Consider the following 15,870-nt stretch of genomic DNA (forward strand, 5'->3'; position numbering starts at 1 on the left):
TTTTGTCTTGAAAGCTAAGGGATTACAGATTGCCCTAGCTGCCGGGGCGACTGACCGAAACGCCTGCGAAATGCGTAGGAGAAATGCGACAGGTCTTCAAAACCAACTGTCAGGTAAACGTCACTTACTTTTTGCCGATTTACCTCGATTAGAAAGCGGGCTTCCTGCAGCCGTTTCTCCAGGAGCCAACGACCCGGCGACTCATTGAAGACCCGTTGGAAATCGCGTTTGAAAACGGTCAGGCTGCGACCTATTATGTAGCTAAACCGCCGTAGACTAACGTTGAACCGGAAATTACGAAGAATAAAACGGTTGAAGGTCAATCTTATGCGGGTCGCTGAAGTCAAACAGCGTAGCAGACAGGGTAGGTGGGCCTGTATAATAGCGTCTAAAAAAGTTGACCGTTCCGTCAGCAGCGTAGCATCTACGTGTGGGTAAATACGTACCGGCAACGTGTGCCGGTTAACCAGCTCCATTAACTGATCGGTTGGTTCAATACGCAGCAGAGCCTCATTGTCAGCCCCATCAGTCAATGCCTGGATGGCGTGTTGTTGTGTCTTCAGGAAGGGCTGATCGAAGAAAACCGAGAGCGTATCGAACCGACCGTTGTCGCGGTATTTTACGTACCGGGCCAGATGGTTCCGTTTGGCAAACCAGCACTCGCCCGGCCCGATCGTATATTGTTCGTCTACCTTCGTGAAGATAGTCACAGTGGAGTAGAATGGAAACGCAACGGATTACACCAGCTTCTGCATCACTTTATCGGGGGTGATGGGCAGGGTGCGGATGCGTTGGCCGGTGGCATTGAAGACCGCGTTGGCGACGGTAGCGGCAAAGCCGATTAGGGCAAAATCGCCCAGCCCTTTGGCCCCCATCGGGTTGATATAGGGGTCATGTTTGTCGATGACGATGGTTTACGTATATATTATATTTATAGGGATTGATATATGTCAAATGGGAAATGCAGGTCAACTTTTATGGTGAGTAAATATCTGAGCATTAGCTTCTTTGGAAAGAAAATCCTCAAATATTTCGTTCGATGCGTAAAACTTGTCTGTCAAAAATTTTATCTCGTTTAATAACTCCTTAGGCCGTAAAATTTGGAATATGTTTGAAGTGAATTCACGTTGTAGAATGACAGCGTGATCGTGAAAGTCTTGGCAATTCTTCTTATTAAAGAGGTTATAAGAGTATACCAGAAAATCTAAAGTTAGGTTTCTATAGCCTTGATAAGCGGTAGGCTTCTCAAGGCCGAAACCGTCATCTTTATTTATGTTTGGAAAATAAAATCGACCTTTTTCTATCTGGGTAGAAAGTCTGCTTAATAAATCTTCTTTATTCTCCGCAGAACATGACCTGAGTTTAATTAAGACTTCAACAGTCATGCTATGCCATTCTAGAAGTTGTTTCGTATACTCGTTTGCAATAGCGTATTTTTGCTTGCTACGGTCTCGGATAAAGAAATAAAGCGTGACAGTCGATACAGTTAATGAGATTCCTGATATAAAGTTTGCAATTGCACTGCTATCAATATTCATTTCTTTTATCGATTAGTGGATAACAAAAACTCCGCTGCCGCTACTTTCGTAAAGATAGCGACAGCGGAGTGAAGTTGAAACGCGATGACCTACACCAGCTTCTGCATAACCTTGTCAGGGGTGATAGGTAGGGTGCGGATGCGTTGGCCGGTGGCGTTGAAGACGGCGTTGGCTACGGCAGCAGCAAAACCGATCAAGGCGATTTCACCCATCCCTTTCGCTCCCATCGGGTTGATGTACGGATCGGGTTTGTCAATGACGATGGTCTCCGTGTGGGGAACGTCAGCGCTGACGGCAACGTGGTAGTCGGCGAGGTTGTTGTTGACGTAGCGGCCGTAGCGGTGGTCGATGACGGCTTCTTCGGTCAGCGCCATACCAATACCACCGGCTACGCCCCCAATCATCTGACTGGCCGCCGTTTTGGGGCTGACAATCCGGCCGGAGTCGGCGACGCTGACCGCTTTCGACACGCGAACCACGCCCGTTACGGGGTGAACGCGAACCTGCACGAAATGCACCGAGAACGAATACATTGAGTATTTCTCGTGCTCCTCCCCGCCTTTCGACTGTACCGTTTTATCGATGGTCATCTGGCTGCTGCTACGCATCAGATCGGCCACGGCGACTTTTTTACTGCGGTCGGCTTCGAGATAAAGCATACCATCGGCAAGGGTCAGGTCGGCGGGTTTACTACCAGCGAGGGGTGTTCCGGGCTTGGTTGCCAGCTCGGCAAGGGCGGTTTTGACGGCCGTACAAACGTCGTGAACCGCCGAACCGACCGTCGAGGTGATGGTCGAGCCACCCTGCATCGGCGCGTTGGGTAACGACGTATCGCCGTACTCCACCTTGATCTTGTCGACTGGTACGCCCAGCACGTTATGCGCGATCATCGCCATTGCCGTACCCGTTCCCGGTCCGATGTCGGTTACGGCGCACTGTACTGTCAGCGTACCGTCAGCGTTCAGGATGGCGCGGGCGGTGGCCTGTCCCCGGCTGGCGTTGAACACCCCCGAACTCATACCGTAACCCACGAGCCAGTCGCCGTCGCGGTTGTTGCCGGGCTGGTTGCTGCGCTTGGTCCAGCCGATAGCGTCGGCCCCTTTCTGATAAGCCTCTTTCAGATTTTTGTCCGAATAGGGCCGGTTGTGTTCGGGGTCGGTTTCGGTGTAGTTGCGCAGACGAAATTCGATCGGATCGAGGTTCAGCTTGTGCGCCATCTCGTCCATCGCCGATTCGAGGGCAAACGCACCCGTTGCTTCGCCCGGGCCGCGCATCCAGATGGGCACACCCCGATCGAGCGGGACGATTTTGTAGCGCGTGCTCACGTTCGGGCAGTCGTACATAAACTTGGTCATACCGACGGTGCCCTCCGTAAAGTCCTCATAGCTGGCCGTTTCGCCGGTAGCCGCGTGGGCGATCCCAATGAGTTTGCCGTCTTTGTCGGCCCCCAGATTAATCGTCTGCACTGTGTAAGGCCGGTGCCCCACCAGCGTAAACATCTGCGAGCGGGTCATGACCAGTTTTACCGGCCGGCCAATTTTTCGCGCAATGGCAACGACGGCGGTTTCCTGGGGCCACGTGCGGAGCGCCATACCGAAGCCCCCGCCCATGAATTCAGTATGAACGTGAATGTTGTCGGGGCTAATCTTGAACGCCTGCGCCATGGCCCGCTGCGTTGCTTTTACGCCCTGCGTTTTGGCGTAAATCATCAGCTTGTCGTCGCTGTCCCAGTGCGCCAGAATACCGTGCATCTCCATCGGATTATGCACCTCGGTAGGCAACGTATAGTTGGCTTCCAGCGTCACCGGGGCCGTTTTGTACCCATCAGCGGTACCGCGTACGTAGTCCGCAAATCGTTCGCCTTTGGGCGTTACCCCCTTCTCCAGATTCTTCTCCAGATTGGTTTTGGGCGTTTGCTTGTTGTACGTTGCTTTCACGAGCGAGGCCGCGTAGGTGGCCCGCTCGAAGGTATCGGCCACGACCATCGCGATGGGCTGTCCGTCGAACAGGATCTCCTTTGTGTGCAGAATCCGGTATTTCTCCCCACCCGACGGTGGGCCCGGTGGTGGTCCGTTGCCGTTTCCCTGCGCCGGGGCGTCCCAGCCGGGAATGGGGGGCATATTCTGATGCGTAAACACACCAACGACACCCGGCGCGTTCTCCGCCTTTTTGGTGTCGATGCTGGCAATCGCGCCTTTGGCAATGTCGCTGCCCACAATGACACAGTAGGTCATGCTGGGCATGGTGAACTCAGCGAAGTACTTGGCCCCACCGGTCACCTTCATCCGCCCGTCAACCCGGTCGATGGGCGGGTTTTTCGTGTCTTTGTTCATGGTCAGGCGGTTTTAGTGGCGGTTTTCAGGGCCTCTACGATGGAGTTGGGTGCCATCGTTAGTTTAAAATCGTTTTCGCCGAAGCTTTTGGCTCCCTTCATCGCCAGCGCAGCCGCCTGTTTGAAGTTAGCTTCCGTAGCAGGTTTACCTTTGAGAAACTGTTCGGCTTCGGTCAGCCGCCAGGGTTTATGCGCTACGCCACCCATCGCCAGCCGGACATCCTGGATTGTCTTACCTTTCATATCGACGCCCACACCGACTGAAATCAAGGCGAAGGCGTACGATGCCCGATCACGCACTTTGAGATAATGCGAATTTTTGGCAAACTCGTTCATCGGCAAATCGACCGACATAATCAGTTCGCCCGGTTGCAGCGTGTTGTCTTTCTGTGGCGCATCGCCCGGCAGACGGTGAAAGTCGACGAACGGGATTTTGCGGTCGCCTTTCGGTCCCGATACGTTCACCGTCGCGTCGAGTGCCACCAGCGCAATGCACATATCACTGGGGTGAACGGCAATACATTTCTCCGACGTACCGAAAATGGCGTGCATCCGGTTGTAACCACCGATGGCTCCGCAGCCCGTTGGGCCGTTGGGTTCGCCCTTGTCGGGACCGGCCTGCACAGGACTGCGTTTGTTGCAGGGCATGGTGTTATCGTAGAAATACGAACAACGGGTGCGCTGCATCATGTTGCCGCCCACCGTCGCCATGTTCCGCAACTGGGCCGACGCCCCTGCGTTCAGGGCCTGCGACAGCAACGGAAAATTCTTCTTGACCAGCTCGTGCTCGGCTACGGTCGAGTTTTTGGCCATCGCACCGATCCGCAGACCGGTCGCCGTTTTCTCAATCGTCGCCAGTGGCAGCTTGTTGATGTCGACCAGCCGTTCGGGGATGATGACTTCCCGCTTCATCAGGTCGATGAGGTTGGTGCCACCCGCCAGGAAGTACGTGCCGCTCTCCTTTGTAACTGCCGAAATTGCGGCTTTGGGGGTCGTGACCCGCGTAAATTGAAACGGATTCATACCTTTTGCCCTCCCTGTTTTACGTCCATAATCGCGTCGACAATGTTGGAATACGCGCCACACCGGCAGATGTTGCCGCTCATGTACTCCCGAATTTCGTCGGGGTTGTCGGCATGCCCTTCGCGGATGCAGGCCACCGCCGACATGATCTGTCCGGGGGTGCAATAGCCGCACTGGAAGCCATCGTGTTTGATGAACGCTTCCTGCATCGGGTGCAGCTGATCGCCGTTGGCCAGTCCTTCAATGGTCGTGACTTTGCAGCCTTCGGTGGTCATCGCCAGCGTCAGGCAGGCGTTCACCCGCGTACCGTCGACGTGGACTGTGCAGGCCCCACATTGGCCGTGGTCGCAGCCTTTTTTGGTGCCGGTCAGGTTGAGCTGTTCGCGGAGCAAATCGAGTAGCGTAACGCGGGGTTCGATGTTCAGTTGCTGCGCCGTACCGTTGATTGTAACCCGGAGCGGCATCTGCTCAAAGCGGGTCGCTACTTTTTCGTGCAGCCCCTTCTCGACGGCCGTCACGGCGGCCGGGGGCGTCATGGCGAAAGCCGCCATTATCGACGATTGCTTCAGAAAATCCCGGCGCGATGCGCCTGAATTTTCCGCTGATTCGTCAGGGTGTTGCTGATCAGTCATAGTGTTTCGTTTATACCAACCGATTAGTCAGAATAGTCTATAGTTGTAACGAATTGTTACCCCTATCGGTTACGGCCTGCAACCAATTTGCCCCGGTAACTCTAGCGATCTGTTGGCCTAAATACGCGATCGACTACAATGTCTTGACAATCTTCGCCGGTACCCCCGCCACGACTGTGTTATCGGGGACATCCCGACTAACAACGGCTCCGGCAGCAACGATGGCGTTTTCGCCGACAGTAACGCCCGGTAGAATCGTGGCCCCGGCACCAATCCAGGCGTTCCGCTTGATCACAATAGGCTGAAGGAGCAACGTCTTACGGTCGGCGGGGGCCAGCGGGTGGTTTTCCGACGTCAGGTTAACGCGTGGCCCAATCTGCACATCGTCTTCAATCGTGATACCACCAATGTCGAGGAACGAGCAGGCGTGGTTGATGAAGATATTTTTACCCAGCCGGATAAAGCGGCCAAAATTGGTATGGAAGGGCGGGAAGATCGTCGTCGATGCGTCGATCTCGCTGCCGATGATCTCGCTTAGTTTGCTACGTACCTGATCGAGTTCGGTGGCCTGCGCGTTCATCTCGACACAGCGCCGGATGCTGCGCGCTACTATGGCACCAAACTGAGCGTACAGCGGGTCATCCTTTCGGAATGGCTTACCGGTCCGTAATCGCTGAAGAACAGCGGATTCATTGCTCTGATCGCTCATTTTTCGTCTCTTAGCTTTTTGAAGAGTAGCGGCATCGTGGCTGGGTCAAGCGGGGTCATCTCCACCAGTTTCAGCGACTTGACCATAGACAGCGTTGCGGTTTTGTAGTGCTGGAAGTGGGGCGATTTGATGTGCGCTTCGTAGGCGGCCCGGCTGGCGTAGATTTCCAGTAGCCGTAGAGTGGTCGGGCTGTCTTTCAGATACATCGGGAAGATACAAATGACGCCCGGCTCCAGCTGTACCGATGCTGCCGCTTCCTTCGTCAGAATGGCTTTGTACGTTTCCAGATCAGCGGGATTGATCTCGATTTCAGCGATGCGTACCATCCTGTCCGTCTGCTGCGCCGAAGCTTTGCTTTGACCGATCATTAACAGCAGTAGGGTTAGTAAGGGAAAAAGCGGTTTAAATGCGGAGATACCACTACAGCGACGGTTCATGACTGGCGATTTTTTGTTGTAATCATTTTACTTATTGCCCGAATAGTCGGCATCCGCTACCCGCCCGAACCAGATGGTTTTGCCTTTCTGCGTAGGTGTAGTTGCGATGTACGTAACGCCACTCGTGGGTGTAGCGCCGTGCCAGTGCTCGATACCCGGCTGGCATCTGATGACATCCCCTTTACGGACGGTCTGCCGGGGCTTGCCCCGCTCCTGGTAGTAGCCCTCGCCCTCGGTATAAAGCAGAATCTGACCACCCGGATGTGAGTGCCAGTGCAACCGGGCGTCGGGCGCAAACGTGGCCATTGTCGTGCTGTAGCTGAACGTACTGTCGGCCGGGCTTAACTCGTTAAGCCAGATTTGGCCGACTTGATGGGCGGTCTTTGCCTCTTCACCTCTGGGAAAGAGGACCCCGGTTTGGGCAAATGAAGGAATCGACAGGACGATGGCCAACAACGTACTGAAAAACAAGTGTTTCATGGTGCTTTCTTCTTTATCGATTTACCATGGTTTGCATTTGCTGGGGGTAACGGTCGCCCTGCACGTCGACCGCCGATAGGGCCTCATTTATGGTTGCCAGGTCGTCGGCACCAAGCGCAATGGCGGCTGCCCCAACGTTTTCTTCCAGCCGGCTTAACTTGGTCGTTCCCGGAATCGGTACAACCCACGGCTTCTGGGCCAGCAGCCAGGCGAGGGCAATCTGCGCTGGGGTGGCATTCCGTTCGTGCGCCATCCGGCTCAGCAAGTCGACCAGTGAACTATTGGCTTTACGGTTTTCTGCCGAAAAACGGGGTACAACATTGCGAAAATCAGCTTGGTCGAACGTTGTATTTTCGTCGATTTTACCGGTCAGAAACCCCCGACCAAGCGGGCTGAACGGCACAAAACCAATACCCAGTTCTTCCAGTGTTGGCAGGACGGTCTGCTCCGGTTCGCGCCACCACAGCGAGTATTCGCTTTGCAGGGCAGCTACGGGCTGCACCGCGTGGGCCCGCCGAATGGAATCCGCCCCGGCTTCCGACATACCAAAATGCCGGACTTTCCCCTCGCTGATGAGTTGCTGCACCGTTCCGGCCACCTCGTCAATGGGCACGTTCGGGTCGACGCGGTGTTGATAAAACAGGTCGATGACGTCGGTGCGCAGCCGTTTCAGCGATGCTTCGGCAACCGCCCGGATGGTTGAAGGTCGACTGTCGAGTCCCAGGGCGGCTTTCCCTTCTCTGAACCCAAATTTAGTGGCAATTACTACCTCGTTCCGAAGCGGGGACAGGGCTTCGCCGAGCAATTCTTCGTTGGCATACGGCCCGTAGGCTTCGGCGGTATCAAAAAAGGTTACGCCCTGCTCCACTGCCGACCGGATGAGGTCGATGGCCGATGCTTTATCAGTTGCAGGACCATAGCCGAAGCTCAGCCCCATACAGCCCAGGCCGAGGGCAGATACCTCCAGGCCACTTTTTCCCAATGCGCGTGTTTCCATATGTATGTATTGCAGTTTTAGGGGACCCCACCCCCAACCCTTCCCCACTAGGAAGGGGGCAAAACCAGTAGTTTGTGACTTGCTGGCAAAGCCCCTCCTTAACGGGGAGGGGTCGGGGTGGGGTTTTATACAACAAAGGTCAGCCCGTTTCGTGGCCGAAATCGTATACGGATTACGGATATATCTACCACTATTACTGATTTGGCAGGCGTGCCGACCAGATGCGAGTGGAAGCCTGTACCTTCGTATCGGTTTAGTCAGTCAGACGTATGGAAACGATGGTTCGGTTTGAGTCGGTGGGGCAGTATAATGCGTTCAATAACAACGAAACGCGCCACCCGCTGGTAAGCGTCGTCGACTTGTCGAAGGCGAATCCGCGACAAGGTAGCCGCATGTATTTCGGCCTGTATACCGTTTTTCTGAAAGACGTCAACTGCGGGGATCTGGTGTACGGGCGGCACACCTACGACTACCAGGAAGGCACGCTGGTCTTTCTGGCACCGGGGCAGGTAGCGGGGATCAACAGCAACACGTATCAGCCCAAAGGGTACGCCTTGGTGTTTCACCCGGATCTGTTGCTGGGCACGTCGCTCAAGTCAACGATTCACGACTACTCGTTTTTCGGTTACCAGTCGAACGAAGCGCTTCATTTGTCGGAACGCGAGCGGCAGATTGTACTGGATTGCTTCGCCAAAATCGACTACGAGCTACAGCAGAACATCGACAAGCACAGCAAGAAACTGATCGTTGCCAACATCGAACTGTTTCTGGATTACTGCATGCGTTTCTACGACCGGCAGTTCATCACCCGCGATCACGTACATCAAGGCGTACTGGAACGGCTGGAAACGCTGCTTACTCGCTATTTCGGGTCGGATGCGCCCCAAACCGTTGGCTTACCGTCGGTGGCCTACTGCGCCGATCAGTTGAATCTGTCGGCTAACTACTTAGGAGATCTGGTCAAGAAAGAGACGGGACGATCGGCGCATGAGTACATTCAATCGAAGCTAATCGACGTGGCCAAGGAGAAGATTTTCGACCGCAGCAAAACGGTCAACGAGATCGCCTACGAACTAGGCTTCAAATACCCGCAGCATTTCAGCCGGGTGTTCAAACAACGGGTAGGCCACTCGCCAAACGAATACCGGATGCTAAATTGACGGCACCCCATGGCAGCGGCCTAGTTATGGGCTTTTACCCCTAAATCCCCTGAGAGGTTGTATGGGGAAGCGTTTTTGTCATTCCGACGCAGGAGGAATCTTCGTTGACAGGCGGTTTTGTTTGCTATTACCGAAGATTCCTCCTGCGTCGGAATGACAAAAAGGGCGATTTTGTGACCCTAAAATTGCTCCCCAAACAACCTCTGAAGGGGACTTTCTCTAAATGCGAGCAAAGTCCCCTTCAGGGGATTTAGGGGTAAAAAACTCCTGTCGAAGCCCTCCCTTACGGGGAGGGGTTAGGGGTGGGGTGTTCAAATTCCCGCTACCGCGCGCGGCTTGTACAACTCTTCCAGTTGCTTAACCTCATCGTCGGATAGCTTTACCGACAGGGCACCGACGGCATCTTCGAGGTGGCCGGGTTTGCTGGCTCCGACGATGGGGGCCGTGATGACGGGTTTCGTCAGCATCCACGCCAGCGCGATCTGCGCGGCCGGAACACCCCGCTCTTCCGCCAGTTTCGTAACGCGGTCGGCAATGGCAAAATCATCGTCGCCGTAGAGCGACTTACCGAAGGCATCGGTTTTAGCCCGTTCGGTTTCGGTGCGCTCTTTCGTCCGCTTCCCCGTCAGTAACCCCCGCGCCAGTGGCGACCATGGAATAACGGCAATTTTCTGGTCTTCGCAGAATGGCAACATCTCGCGTTCCTCCTCCCGATACACCAGGTTGTACTGCGGCTGCATCGACACGAAGCGCGTCCAGCCGTGCAGGTCGGCGGTGTACTGCGCTTTCGCGAACTGCCAGGCCGCCATTGACGACGCACCGATGTACCGCGCCTTTCCGGCTTTCACCACGTCGTGCAGGGCTTCCATCGTTTCCTCGATGGGCGTGTTAGCATCCCAGCGGTGAATCTGGTAGAGGTCGACGTAATCCGTACCGAGTCGTTTCAGGCTGGCGTCGATAGCACTCATAATGTGCTTCCGCGACAGCCCTTTATCGTTGGGGCCGGGGCCCATCGGGTTAAAGACTTTGGTGGCCAGCACGATCTCGTCACGGCTCGCAAAGTCGCGCAGTGCCCGCCCGGTCACTTCTTCACTAGCCCCGTTGGCGTAGATGTCGGCCGTATCGAAGAAATTGAAGCCTAAGTCAAGCGCTTTCTTGAAAAAAGGTCGGCTGGCGTCTTCGTCCAGCGCCCACGGCCAGCGGTCGGTGGGCGTACCGTAGGTCATACAACCCAGGCACAGTTTCGATACGGTCATACCCGTATTCCCAAATCGTACGTATTCCATGTAATTGGCTAGCTTAGCTATTGGTCGTCTAATAACCTTTCAAGCAACGAAGCCGGGGTTTTGTTAAACGATGATCGCAAGTTATGCCCGGAAGTAAGCTAACGCTATACCCGTAGCCAACGATCTTGAAGGACTCATTGCTTGACCGACAGCCAAGCCGTCAGTGGTCAGACCCGGTCTTTTCAACCGCGCCATGAAACAGGTTTTGGAACGAGAAATCGGGATGGCGCAGGGCCAGCTCGTTCTGATTTGATGCACGCTGGGCGGCAGTCGCATAAACCAGCATTTTCTGTTCGTAATCGCTGATAGCAGCCTGTAGGGTGGTGAATTTTCCGTTCGTGAGATTATCGGACAACGTCAGCGCATCGACCAGGCCGGTGTTGACGCCCTGCCCGGCGAAGGGCTGCATCAGATGAGCCGCGTCGCCGACAACGGTTATTGGCAGCGGGCGGTCCTGCTTCCAGGGTTTTGTCAGCGGCAGTTTTCTGATCGGCAACGCCCGGAACAGATTGGTAGCCTGAAACAACTGCTTGTATACCGCATGCCAGTCGGAAAATCGGTCGGAAAGAAACTGGACTATACCGGCAGTATCCTGGAAATTGAGGTGTTCATTTAGCCATTCGTCCGATTCGCTCAGAATAACATTGTAGGTCAGAGTTCCGTTATTTTTTGGATTCGCACCAAACAGATTTCCCTTATGCGACGCCATCAGAATGTTTCCCTGACACAGCTCATAAAACGCCGGGCAGGCTCGTTGCGGATCGGCGACTTCGCCCTGTATAAACACCGTGCCGGTGTATTCGACAGTTGCATCGGTGATGTACGTTCGCACTGCTGACATGCCTCCGTTTGCGCCGATAACAAGATCAGCGGTGGCGCGTTGGCTATTCTCGAACTGTAGTTGCCATTTTCCGTCGTGGACATTGAGTCCGGTGAATTTTCGGTCCCATACCACCGTACCGTCTGCCAGACTATGCAGCAGTAATGTTCTTAGCTCGTTCCGGTTGATCTCGGGGCTATCGGTAGCCGGGCCTCTGGAGAATAGTACGTTCCCCTGCTCATCGGCAACGATCCGGCCCATCGGTAGCGCCCTGGCGAAGTATTGCTCAAGCAGTCCGGCCCTGGCCAGTGCTTCCTGCCCGGTCGTTTCGTGCAGGTCGAGGGTGCCGCCCCAAATGCGGGCTTGTGCGTCTTCGTCGCGTTCGTACACCGTTACGGTTACGCCTGCCTGCTGCAGTAGTTTTGCCAGTGTCAGCCCAACGGGGCCAGCCCCAAGAATAGCGACTTCTTTATCGGTTAACAGCATAGTTCTGTGCTATCGAGTACGTTGATTACAGCACAAATTTCCGCAACCCGGCAGAGGCAGGCTTGTACAAACGCGACAAAATCGCCGGGCTGTCGACCGGATGGGCTTACAAATCGCCACTTAGAACTTGCTGAATTCAGTCATCTTGAAAAATGAGTTTTGTCATTCCGACGTCAGGAGGAATCTTAATTGGCAGGCGATTTTCTGATGCTATAACCGAAGATTCCTCCTGACGTCGGAATGACAAAATTGTCGATTCGAAGCTCCTGAACACGTAAAAATTGGAAGTTGTAAGAGGCTTCGTAGCGATGAATTTGTTCGCTAGAAGGCGGTTAGCTGCGTATTGCGCTGGCGAATGGCTTCTTCGGTTCGGGGGATGAAATTGTCCCTGACGTTCAACTCCGCCGTTGCCTGCACTTCCTCGATAAACGGCCGTAACGTTTGGTTGTATTCCTGGAAGGCTAACGCAGGATTGCCGTTGTGTTTTTCCAGCGCGTCGGCCAGAGCAGCCGCACCGATTACCGACAACGACGCCCCCATTCCGGCAGCGGGCGAAGCACAGTAGCCAGCATCGCCGACCAGTGCTACCCGGCCTTTGGTCCACGAGGGCATTTTTAGCTGACAGAACTTATCGAAGTAAAACTTACCCGACTGTTGTACTTCGGCCAATAACTCATTGGTGCGCCAGCCTTGTCCCGCAAACTGGTTCAGGATGATGGCCCGCTGCTGATTGATATCGCGGTAGTCGTACGAGATTTCGTTTTCGGAGAAGAAACTGAAAATTATATCCGTTTTCCCGTTGTATGCATTGAGCGTAATGGCCTTGTTAGGCACGTTAAACAGCTGCATTGTTTTCTCATCAATGAGCAACTTGTCGACGGTCGTGATCGAAAAATACGCTTCCATGAAATAAGCGTACTCCGCTTCGTGACCAAACCACCTGTTGCGTACGATCGAGTGTAACCCGTCGCAGCCAATCACCAGATCGAAGGTCTGCCGCGTGCCGTCCCTGAACGTAACACCGACACCGTCGTTCGTTTCTGCTAACGCGGTGATGCTGTTGGTGAACATAAACGTGACCGTATTGACCAGTCGATCGAACAGGCTATTGATGAAAATATCCCGTTCGATTTCGATGTCATCGTCCTGATTAGCTGCGTCATCGTTTCCCAACACGATCGACCCGGCCGTACTACCGTCGGCTTCTTTGAATTCGATTCGTTCGACGCGCAGACGGTTGGCGTCTAGCTGATCGAAAATGCCCATGCGCTTCGAAACATCGACAGCCGTCCCGCGTATGTCGACCGCAGCCCCGGCCGTTCGGGGTTCACTGGCCTGTTCGACAACCGTGACGGCATATCCTACTTTGTTCAACAGACAGGCGGTCGACAGTCCGGCTATACTGGCCCCTGAAATGAGTACTTTTTTTCCGTTTGCGGATTCCATTCTCTGTGCGCTTTGCTAATAAATCAATGGCACAAAACTCTGGAACGCGGCTGGATCAGGCTTGTATAAACACGACAAAATCGTCGCCGATGGTCTGCCTGGCTTTCTTCGTTCGGCGCGCGAAAGCTGCGGGTGTTGTACCACTGTACCGTTTGAACTCCCGGCTCAGATGCGCCTGATCCGTATAGCCCAGTTCGTACGCCAGACCGGCAAGACTGACGTCCGGGTTAAGCCATAGCTGGTCGCGGACCTGCTCGAAACGCATCAGCGCCGACACGTCTTTCACCGTATACCCCGCCGACTGTTTGAACTTTCGCTCCAGCGTACGCACCGTCGCGTGGGCCGCTGCCGCAACCTGACTGACCGGCAGGGTTCCGTTGGCATTCCGCATCGCACTACCCGCTTTTTGCAATACCGCATTCGGTGCAACCGGCGCTTGTGCAGCCAGGAAATACGCTGCTACCTCAGTCAACGCTTCGTTGATCTGACCAGCCTGAATCAGCCCGGCCAGCCTAGCCTGTAACTGGGCCACGGGATGCTCGATCGTGCGGACGCCGTCCTTACCGGAGGGCAGGCCCAGCAACTCAAATACGGTCCACGGGAAGCAGCGAACACCGATGATTTCCAGCCGGTCTTTCGAATGAAAGTAAACCGGCTGGTTGAGCAGCCCCACCAGAAACGGGGACGGCAAAGGTTGGATGCCATCGCCGATAGCGATACTACAATGATGGCCGAAATGAAAAATCAGTTCGGCGTAGCCATCCGGTACGACCTCGAAGTTCGACTGGTTTTCGGCAAAGTCGATGCTGGTGTACCAGAAGCACTTAATGACGCTTCGTAACGCTTCAGGCGGTTCAATTTCCAGATGCTGCATGGTGAACGATAACACATTTTACGCGTAGCTGTTATTTGGGTGATTACCCTGAGAACACAAACTGTCCCTATACTTGATTGATAGCTCAGCTAGCAGAATTCATTATAATAAACACGGTACTTCGCTGAAGGTAACGTAGCGTTCTTCTGCTGTTGATTGACAATCAGATAGCTTCAGTTTTAAAGGCAATTCATGGTATATAGAAAATATCAATATCCTTATGCACCGAATATTCCTGCAAACGCCAGCGACGGAATTGGCCTGGCTGGTCATTATAGCGTATTTTGTAATCGATGTTCTGCTACGGAACAAGGGCAGTGTGGCGAGTTTTTCGACAACGAAGTCAGACAGGCATAGTACACTGTTGCTCCTCAGTGCGTTTGCCTGTGTAGTCATCGTGGCCGAGCTATTTTCGTATATGGGCATAGGCCGGTTTAACATTCCGTGGCTATCCTGGCTGGCGCTTGTGCTGACAACCAGCGGCCTGATACTGCGGGTTGTGTCGATGCGACAACTGCGAACAGGCTACACGCGCACGCTCAAGGTAGATACGGGCCAGTCGCTGATGACGACCGGCTTGTATGGTGTCATCCGGCATCCCGGTTACCTCGGTTCACTGCTCGTCTGGCTGTTTTTCGGTCTGGCGATTGGCAATTACCTTGTTTTTACACTGGCCCTTGTACTCATGCCTCTCGTCTACGCCTACCGCATCCGGCTGGAAGAGCAAATGCTGGCCGATGAGTTTGGTCAACAGTATATTGCCTACAAACGTAAATCCTGGCGGTTAATCCCCCTGATCTGGTAAAGCGTGAGCCGGCAACTGAGGTACTACGTAGCAGGAGAGGCCCTGGTTATATTACCCGTGATTGATTGACTGCTTTATTGGACGGATGGGGCTTGCCTGGCGTTTTCAATCAGCTGGCTGGCCAATAGCGTTAACCCAACGGTAGCGGGTTCGGCAATGAACGTAACGTTGGCGCGTTTCTGCATGGCTGGCGTATTGGGATCAACAACGTAAATAGGAATGCCACGTGGAGTTGAGTAGACCAGTCCGGCCGCCGGATACACGTTTAGCGACGTGCCCACGACGATGAAAATATCGGCCTGTTCGGTCACTTCCTGCGCTACCCCCATCATCGGCACTTCTTCCCCAAACCAGACAATGTGCGGCCGTAGCTGCGACCCGCGCTCGCACAGGTCACCGGTCTTAATTTCCCAGCCGTCAATGTCGTACACCAGACTCTCGTCTCTGGTGCTGCGGGATTTGAAGAGTTCGCCGTGCAGGTGAATAACGGTCGAGGAGCCCGCCCGCTCGTGGAGGTTATCGACGTTCTGGGTAATGATCGTTACGTCGTAGTAGGCTTCCAGATCGACCAGCGCCCGGTGTCCTGCGTTAGGCTCAACGGTCAGCGCCTGTTTTCGGCGCTGGTTGTAAAAATCCTGCACCAGTTCCGGATTACGGACCCAGGCTTCTGGGGTAGCTACATCTTCGATCCGGTGGTTTTCCCAAAGACCGTCTGATGCACGAAATGTTGGAATGCCACTTTCGGCGCTGATACCCGCGCCCGATAGGACAACTATTTTGTGACGAGAAGCCATAAGTGAAAGAAAAACGGCCCTGTTAGTTAGACAGGGCCGGGTAGGAAAGGT

General features: G+C 54.3%; 17 protein-coding genes. 2 read left to right on the forward strand and 15 right to left on the reverse strand.

Going from position 1 to position 15,870, the window contains the following annotated elements:
* Positions 1-14 precede the first annotated feature (14 nt).
* The 10 genes from HU175_RS14235 to HU175_RS14280 form a co-directional block, all read right to left on the reverse strand.
* The gene (locus HU175_RS14235; protein WP_176567233.1) at positions 15-710 is read right to left on the reverse strand and encodes a helix-turn-helix domain-containing protein; all 696 of its coding nucleotides are present in this window, start codon (positions 708-710) and stop codon (positions 15-17) included.
* 27 nt (positions 711-737) lie between these two features.
* Entirely contained in the window at positions 738-875 is a 138-nt protein-coding gene (locus HU175_RS14240) for a hypothetical protein (protein ID WP_176567234.1), read from the reverse strand.
* Between the two features lie 93 nt (positions 876-968).
* Positions 969-1,538: a hypothetical protein gene (locus tag HU175_RS14245; RefSeq protein WP_176567235.1), complete on the reverse strand. Its 570-nt coding sequence runs from the start codon at positions 1,536-1,538 to the stop codon at positions 969-971.
* 89 nt (positions 1,539-1,627) lie between these two features.
* Entirely contained in the window at positions 1,628-3,871 is a 2,244-nt protein-coding gene (locus HU175_RS14250) for a xanthine dehydrogenase family protein molybdopterin-binding subunit (protein WP_176567236.1), read from the reverse strand.
* A gap of 2 nt (positions 3,872-3,873) precedes the next feature.
* Positions 3,874-4,893, reverse strand: a complete 1,020-nt coding sequence (locus tag HU175_RS14255; RefSeq protein ID WP_176567237.1) for an FAD binding domain-containing protein — start codon at positions 4,891-4,893, stop codon at positions 3,874-3,876.
* Positions 4,890-5,525, reverse strand: a complete 636-nt coding sequence (locus HU175_RS14260) for a (2Fe-2S)-binding protein (RefSeq protein WP_176567238.1) — start codon at positions 5,523-5,525, stop codon at positions 4,890-4,892. The genes HU175_RS14255 and HU175_RS14260 overlap by 4 nt, the downstream gene beginning before the upstream one ends.
* A gap of 133 nt (positions 5,526-5,658) precedes the next feature.
* The gene (locus HU175_RS14265; RefSeq protein WP_176567239.1) at positions 5,659-6,234 is read right to left on the reverse strand and encodes a sugar O-acetyltransferase; all 576 of its coding nucleotides are present in this window, start codon (positions 6,232-6,234) and stop codon (positions 5,659-5,661) included.
* Positions 6,231-6,671 (reverse strand): putative quinol monooxygenase, encoded by a 441-nt coding sequence (locus HU175_RS14270; RefSeq protein ID WP_228724164.1) that lies wholly within the window; start codon positions 6,669-6,671, stop codon positions 6,231-6,233. The genes HU175_RS14265 and HU175_RS14270 overlap by 4 nt, the downstream gene beginning before the upstream one ends.
* A gap of 27 nt (positions 6,672-6,698) precedes the next feature.
* Positions 6,699-7,151 carry a cupin domain-containing protein gene (locus tag HU175_RS14275; RefSeq protein ID WP_176567240.1) on the reverse strand — a complete coding sequence of 151 codons (453 nt, stop codon included), beginning with the start codon at positions 7,149-7,151 and terminating at the stop codon, positions 6,699-6,701.
* A gap of 13 nt (positions 7,152-7,164) precedes the next feature.
* Complete coding sequence (locus HU175_RS14280) at positions 7,165-8,148, reverse strand: aldo/keto reductase (protein WP_176567241.1); 984 nt, start codon at positions 8,146-8,148, stop codon at positions 7,165-7,167.
* 269 nt (positions 8,149-8,417) lie between these two features.
* Here HU175_RS14280 and HU175_RS14285 point away from each other — a divergent pair, with 269 nt between their 5' ends.
* Positions 8,418-9,308 (forward strand): helix-turn-helix domain-containing protein, encoded by an 891-nt coding sequence (locus HU175_RS14285; protein ID WP_176567242.1) that lies wholly within the window; start codon positions 8,418-8,420, stop codon positions 9,306-9,308.
* A gap of 311 nt (positions 9,309-9,619) precedes the next feature.
* Here HU175_RS14285 and HU175_RS14290 read toward each other — a convergent pair whose 3' ends face one another.
* The 4 genes from HU175_RS14290 to HU175_RS14305 all read right to left on the reverse strand — a co-directional run bounded on the left by HU175_RS14290 (position 9,620) and on the right by HU175_RS14305 (position 14,220).
* Positions 9,620-10,594 carry an aldo/keto reductase gene (locus tag HU175_RS14290; RefSeq protein ID WP_176567243.1) on the reverse strand — a complete coding sequence of 325 codons (975 nt, stop codon included), beginning with the start codon at positions 10,592-10,594 and terminating at the stop codon, positions 9,620-9,622.
* Between the two features lie 160 nt (positions 10,595-10,754).
* Positions 10,755-11,900, reverse strand: a complete 1,146-nt coding sequence (locus tag HU175_RS14295; RefSeq protein ID WP_176567244.1) for an FAD-dependent oxidoreductase — start codon at positions 11,898-11,900, stop codon at positions 10,755-10,757.
* Between the two features lie 321 nt (positions 11,901-12,221).
* Positions 12,222-13,346, reverse strand: a complete 1,125-nt coding sequence (locus tag HU175_RS14300) for an FAD-dependent monooxygenase (RefSeq protein WP_176567245.1) — start codon at positions 13,344-13,346, stop codon at positions 12,222-12,224.
* Between the two features lie 55 nt (positions 13,347-13,401).
* Positions 13,402-14,220: a helix-turn-helix domain-containing protein gene (locus HU175_RS14305; RefSeq protein ID WP_176567246.1), complete on the reverse strand. Its 819-nt coding sequence runs from the start codon at positions 14,218-14,220 to the stop codon at positions 13,402-13,404.
* Positions 14,221-14,440: 220 nt separating this feature from the next.
* Here HU175_RS14305 and HU175_RS14310 point away from each other — a divergent pair, with 220 nt between their 5' ends.
* A complete protein-coding gene (locus tag HU175_RS14310) occupies positions 14,441-15,025 on the forward strand; it encodes a methyltransferase family protein (RefSeq protein WP_176567247.1) in 585 nt (194 codons plus the stop codon).
* Between the two features lie 74 nt (positions 15,026-15,099).
* Here the strand turns inward: HU175_RS14310 and HU175_RS14315 are convergent, their stop codons facing one another.
* Positions 15,100-15,819: an SIR2 family NAD-dependent protein deacylase gene (locus HU175_RS14315; protein ID WP_176567248.1), complete on the reverse strand. Its 720-nt coding sequence runs from the start codon at positions 15,817-15,819 to the stop codon at positions 15,100-15,102.
* Positions 15,820-15,870: the final 51 nt, after the last annotated feature.

The sequence above is a fragment of the Spirosoma sp. KUDC1026 genome (assembly GCF_013375035.1).
Lineage (GTDB): Bacteria > Bacteroidota > Bacteroidia > Cytophagales > Spirosomataceae > Spirosoma.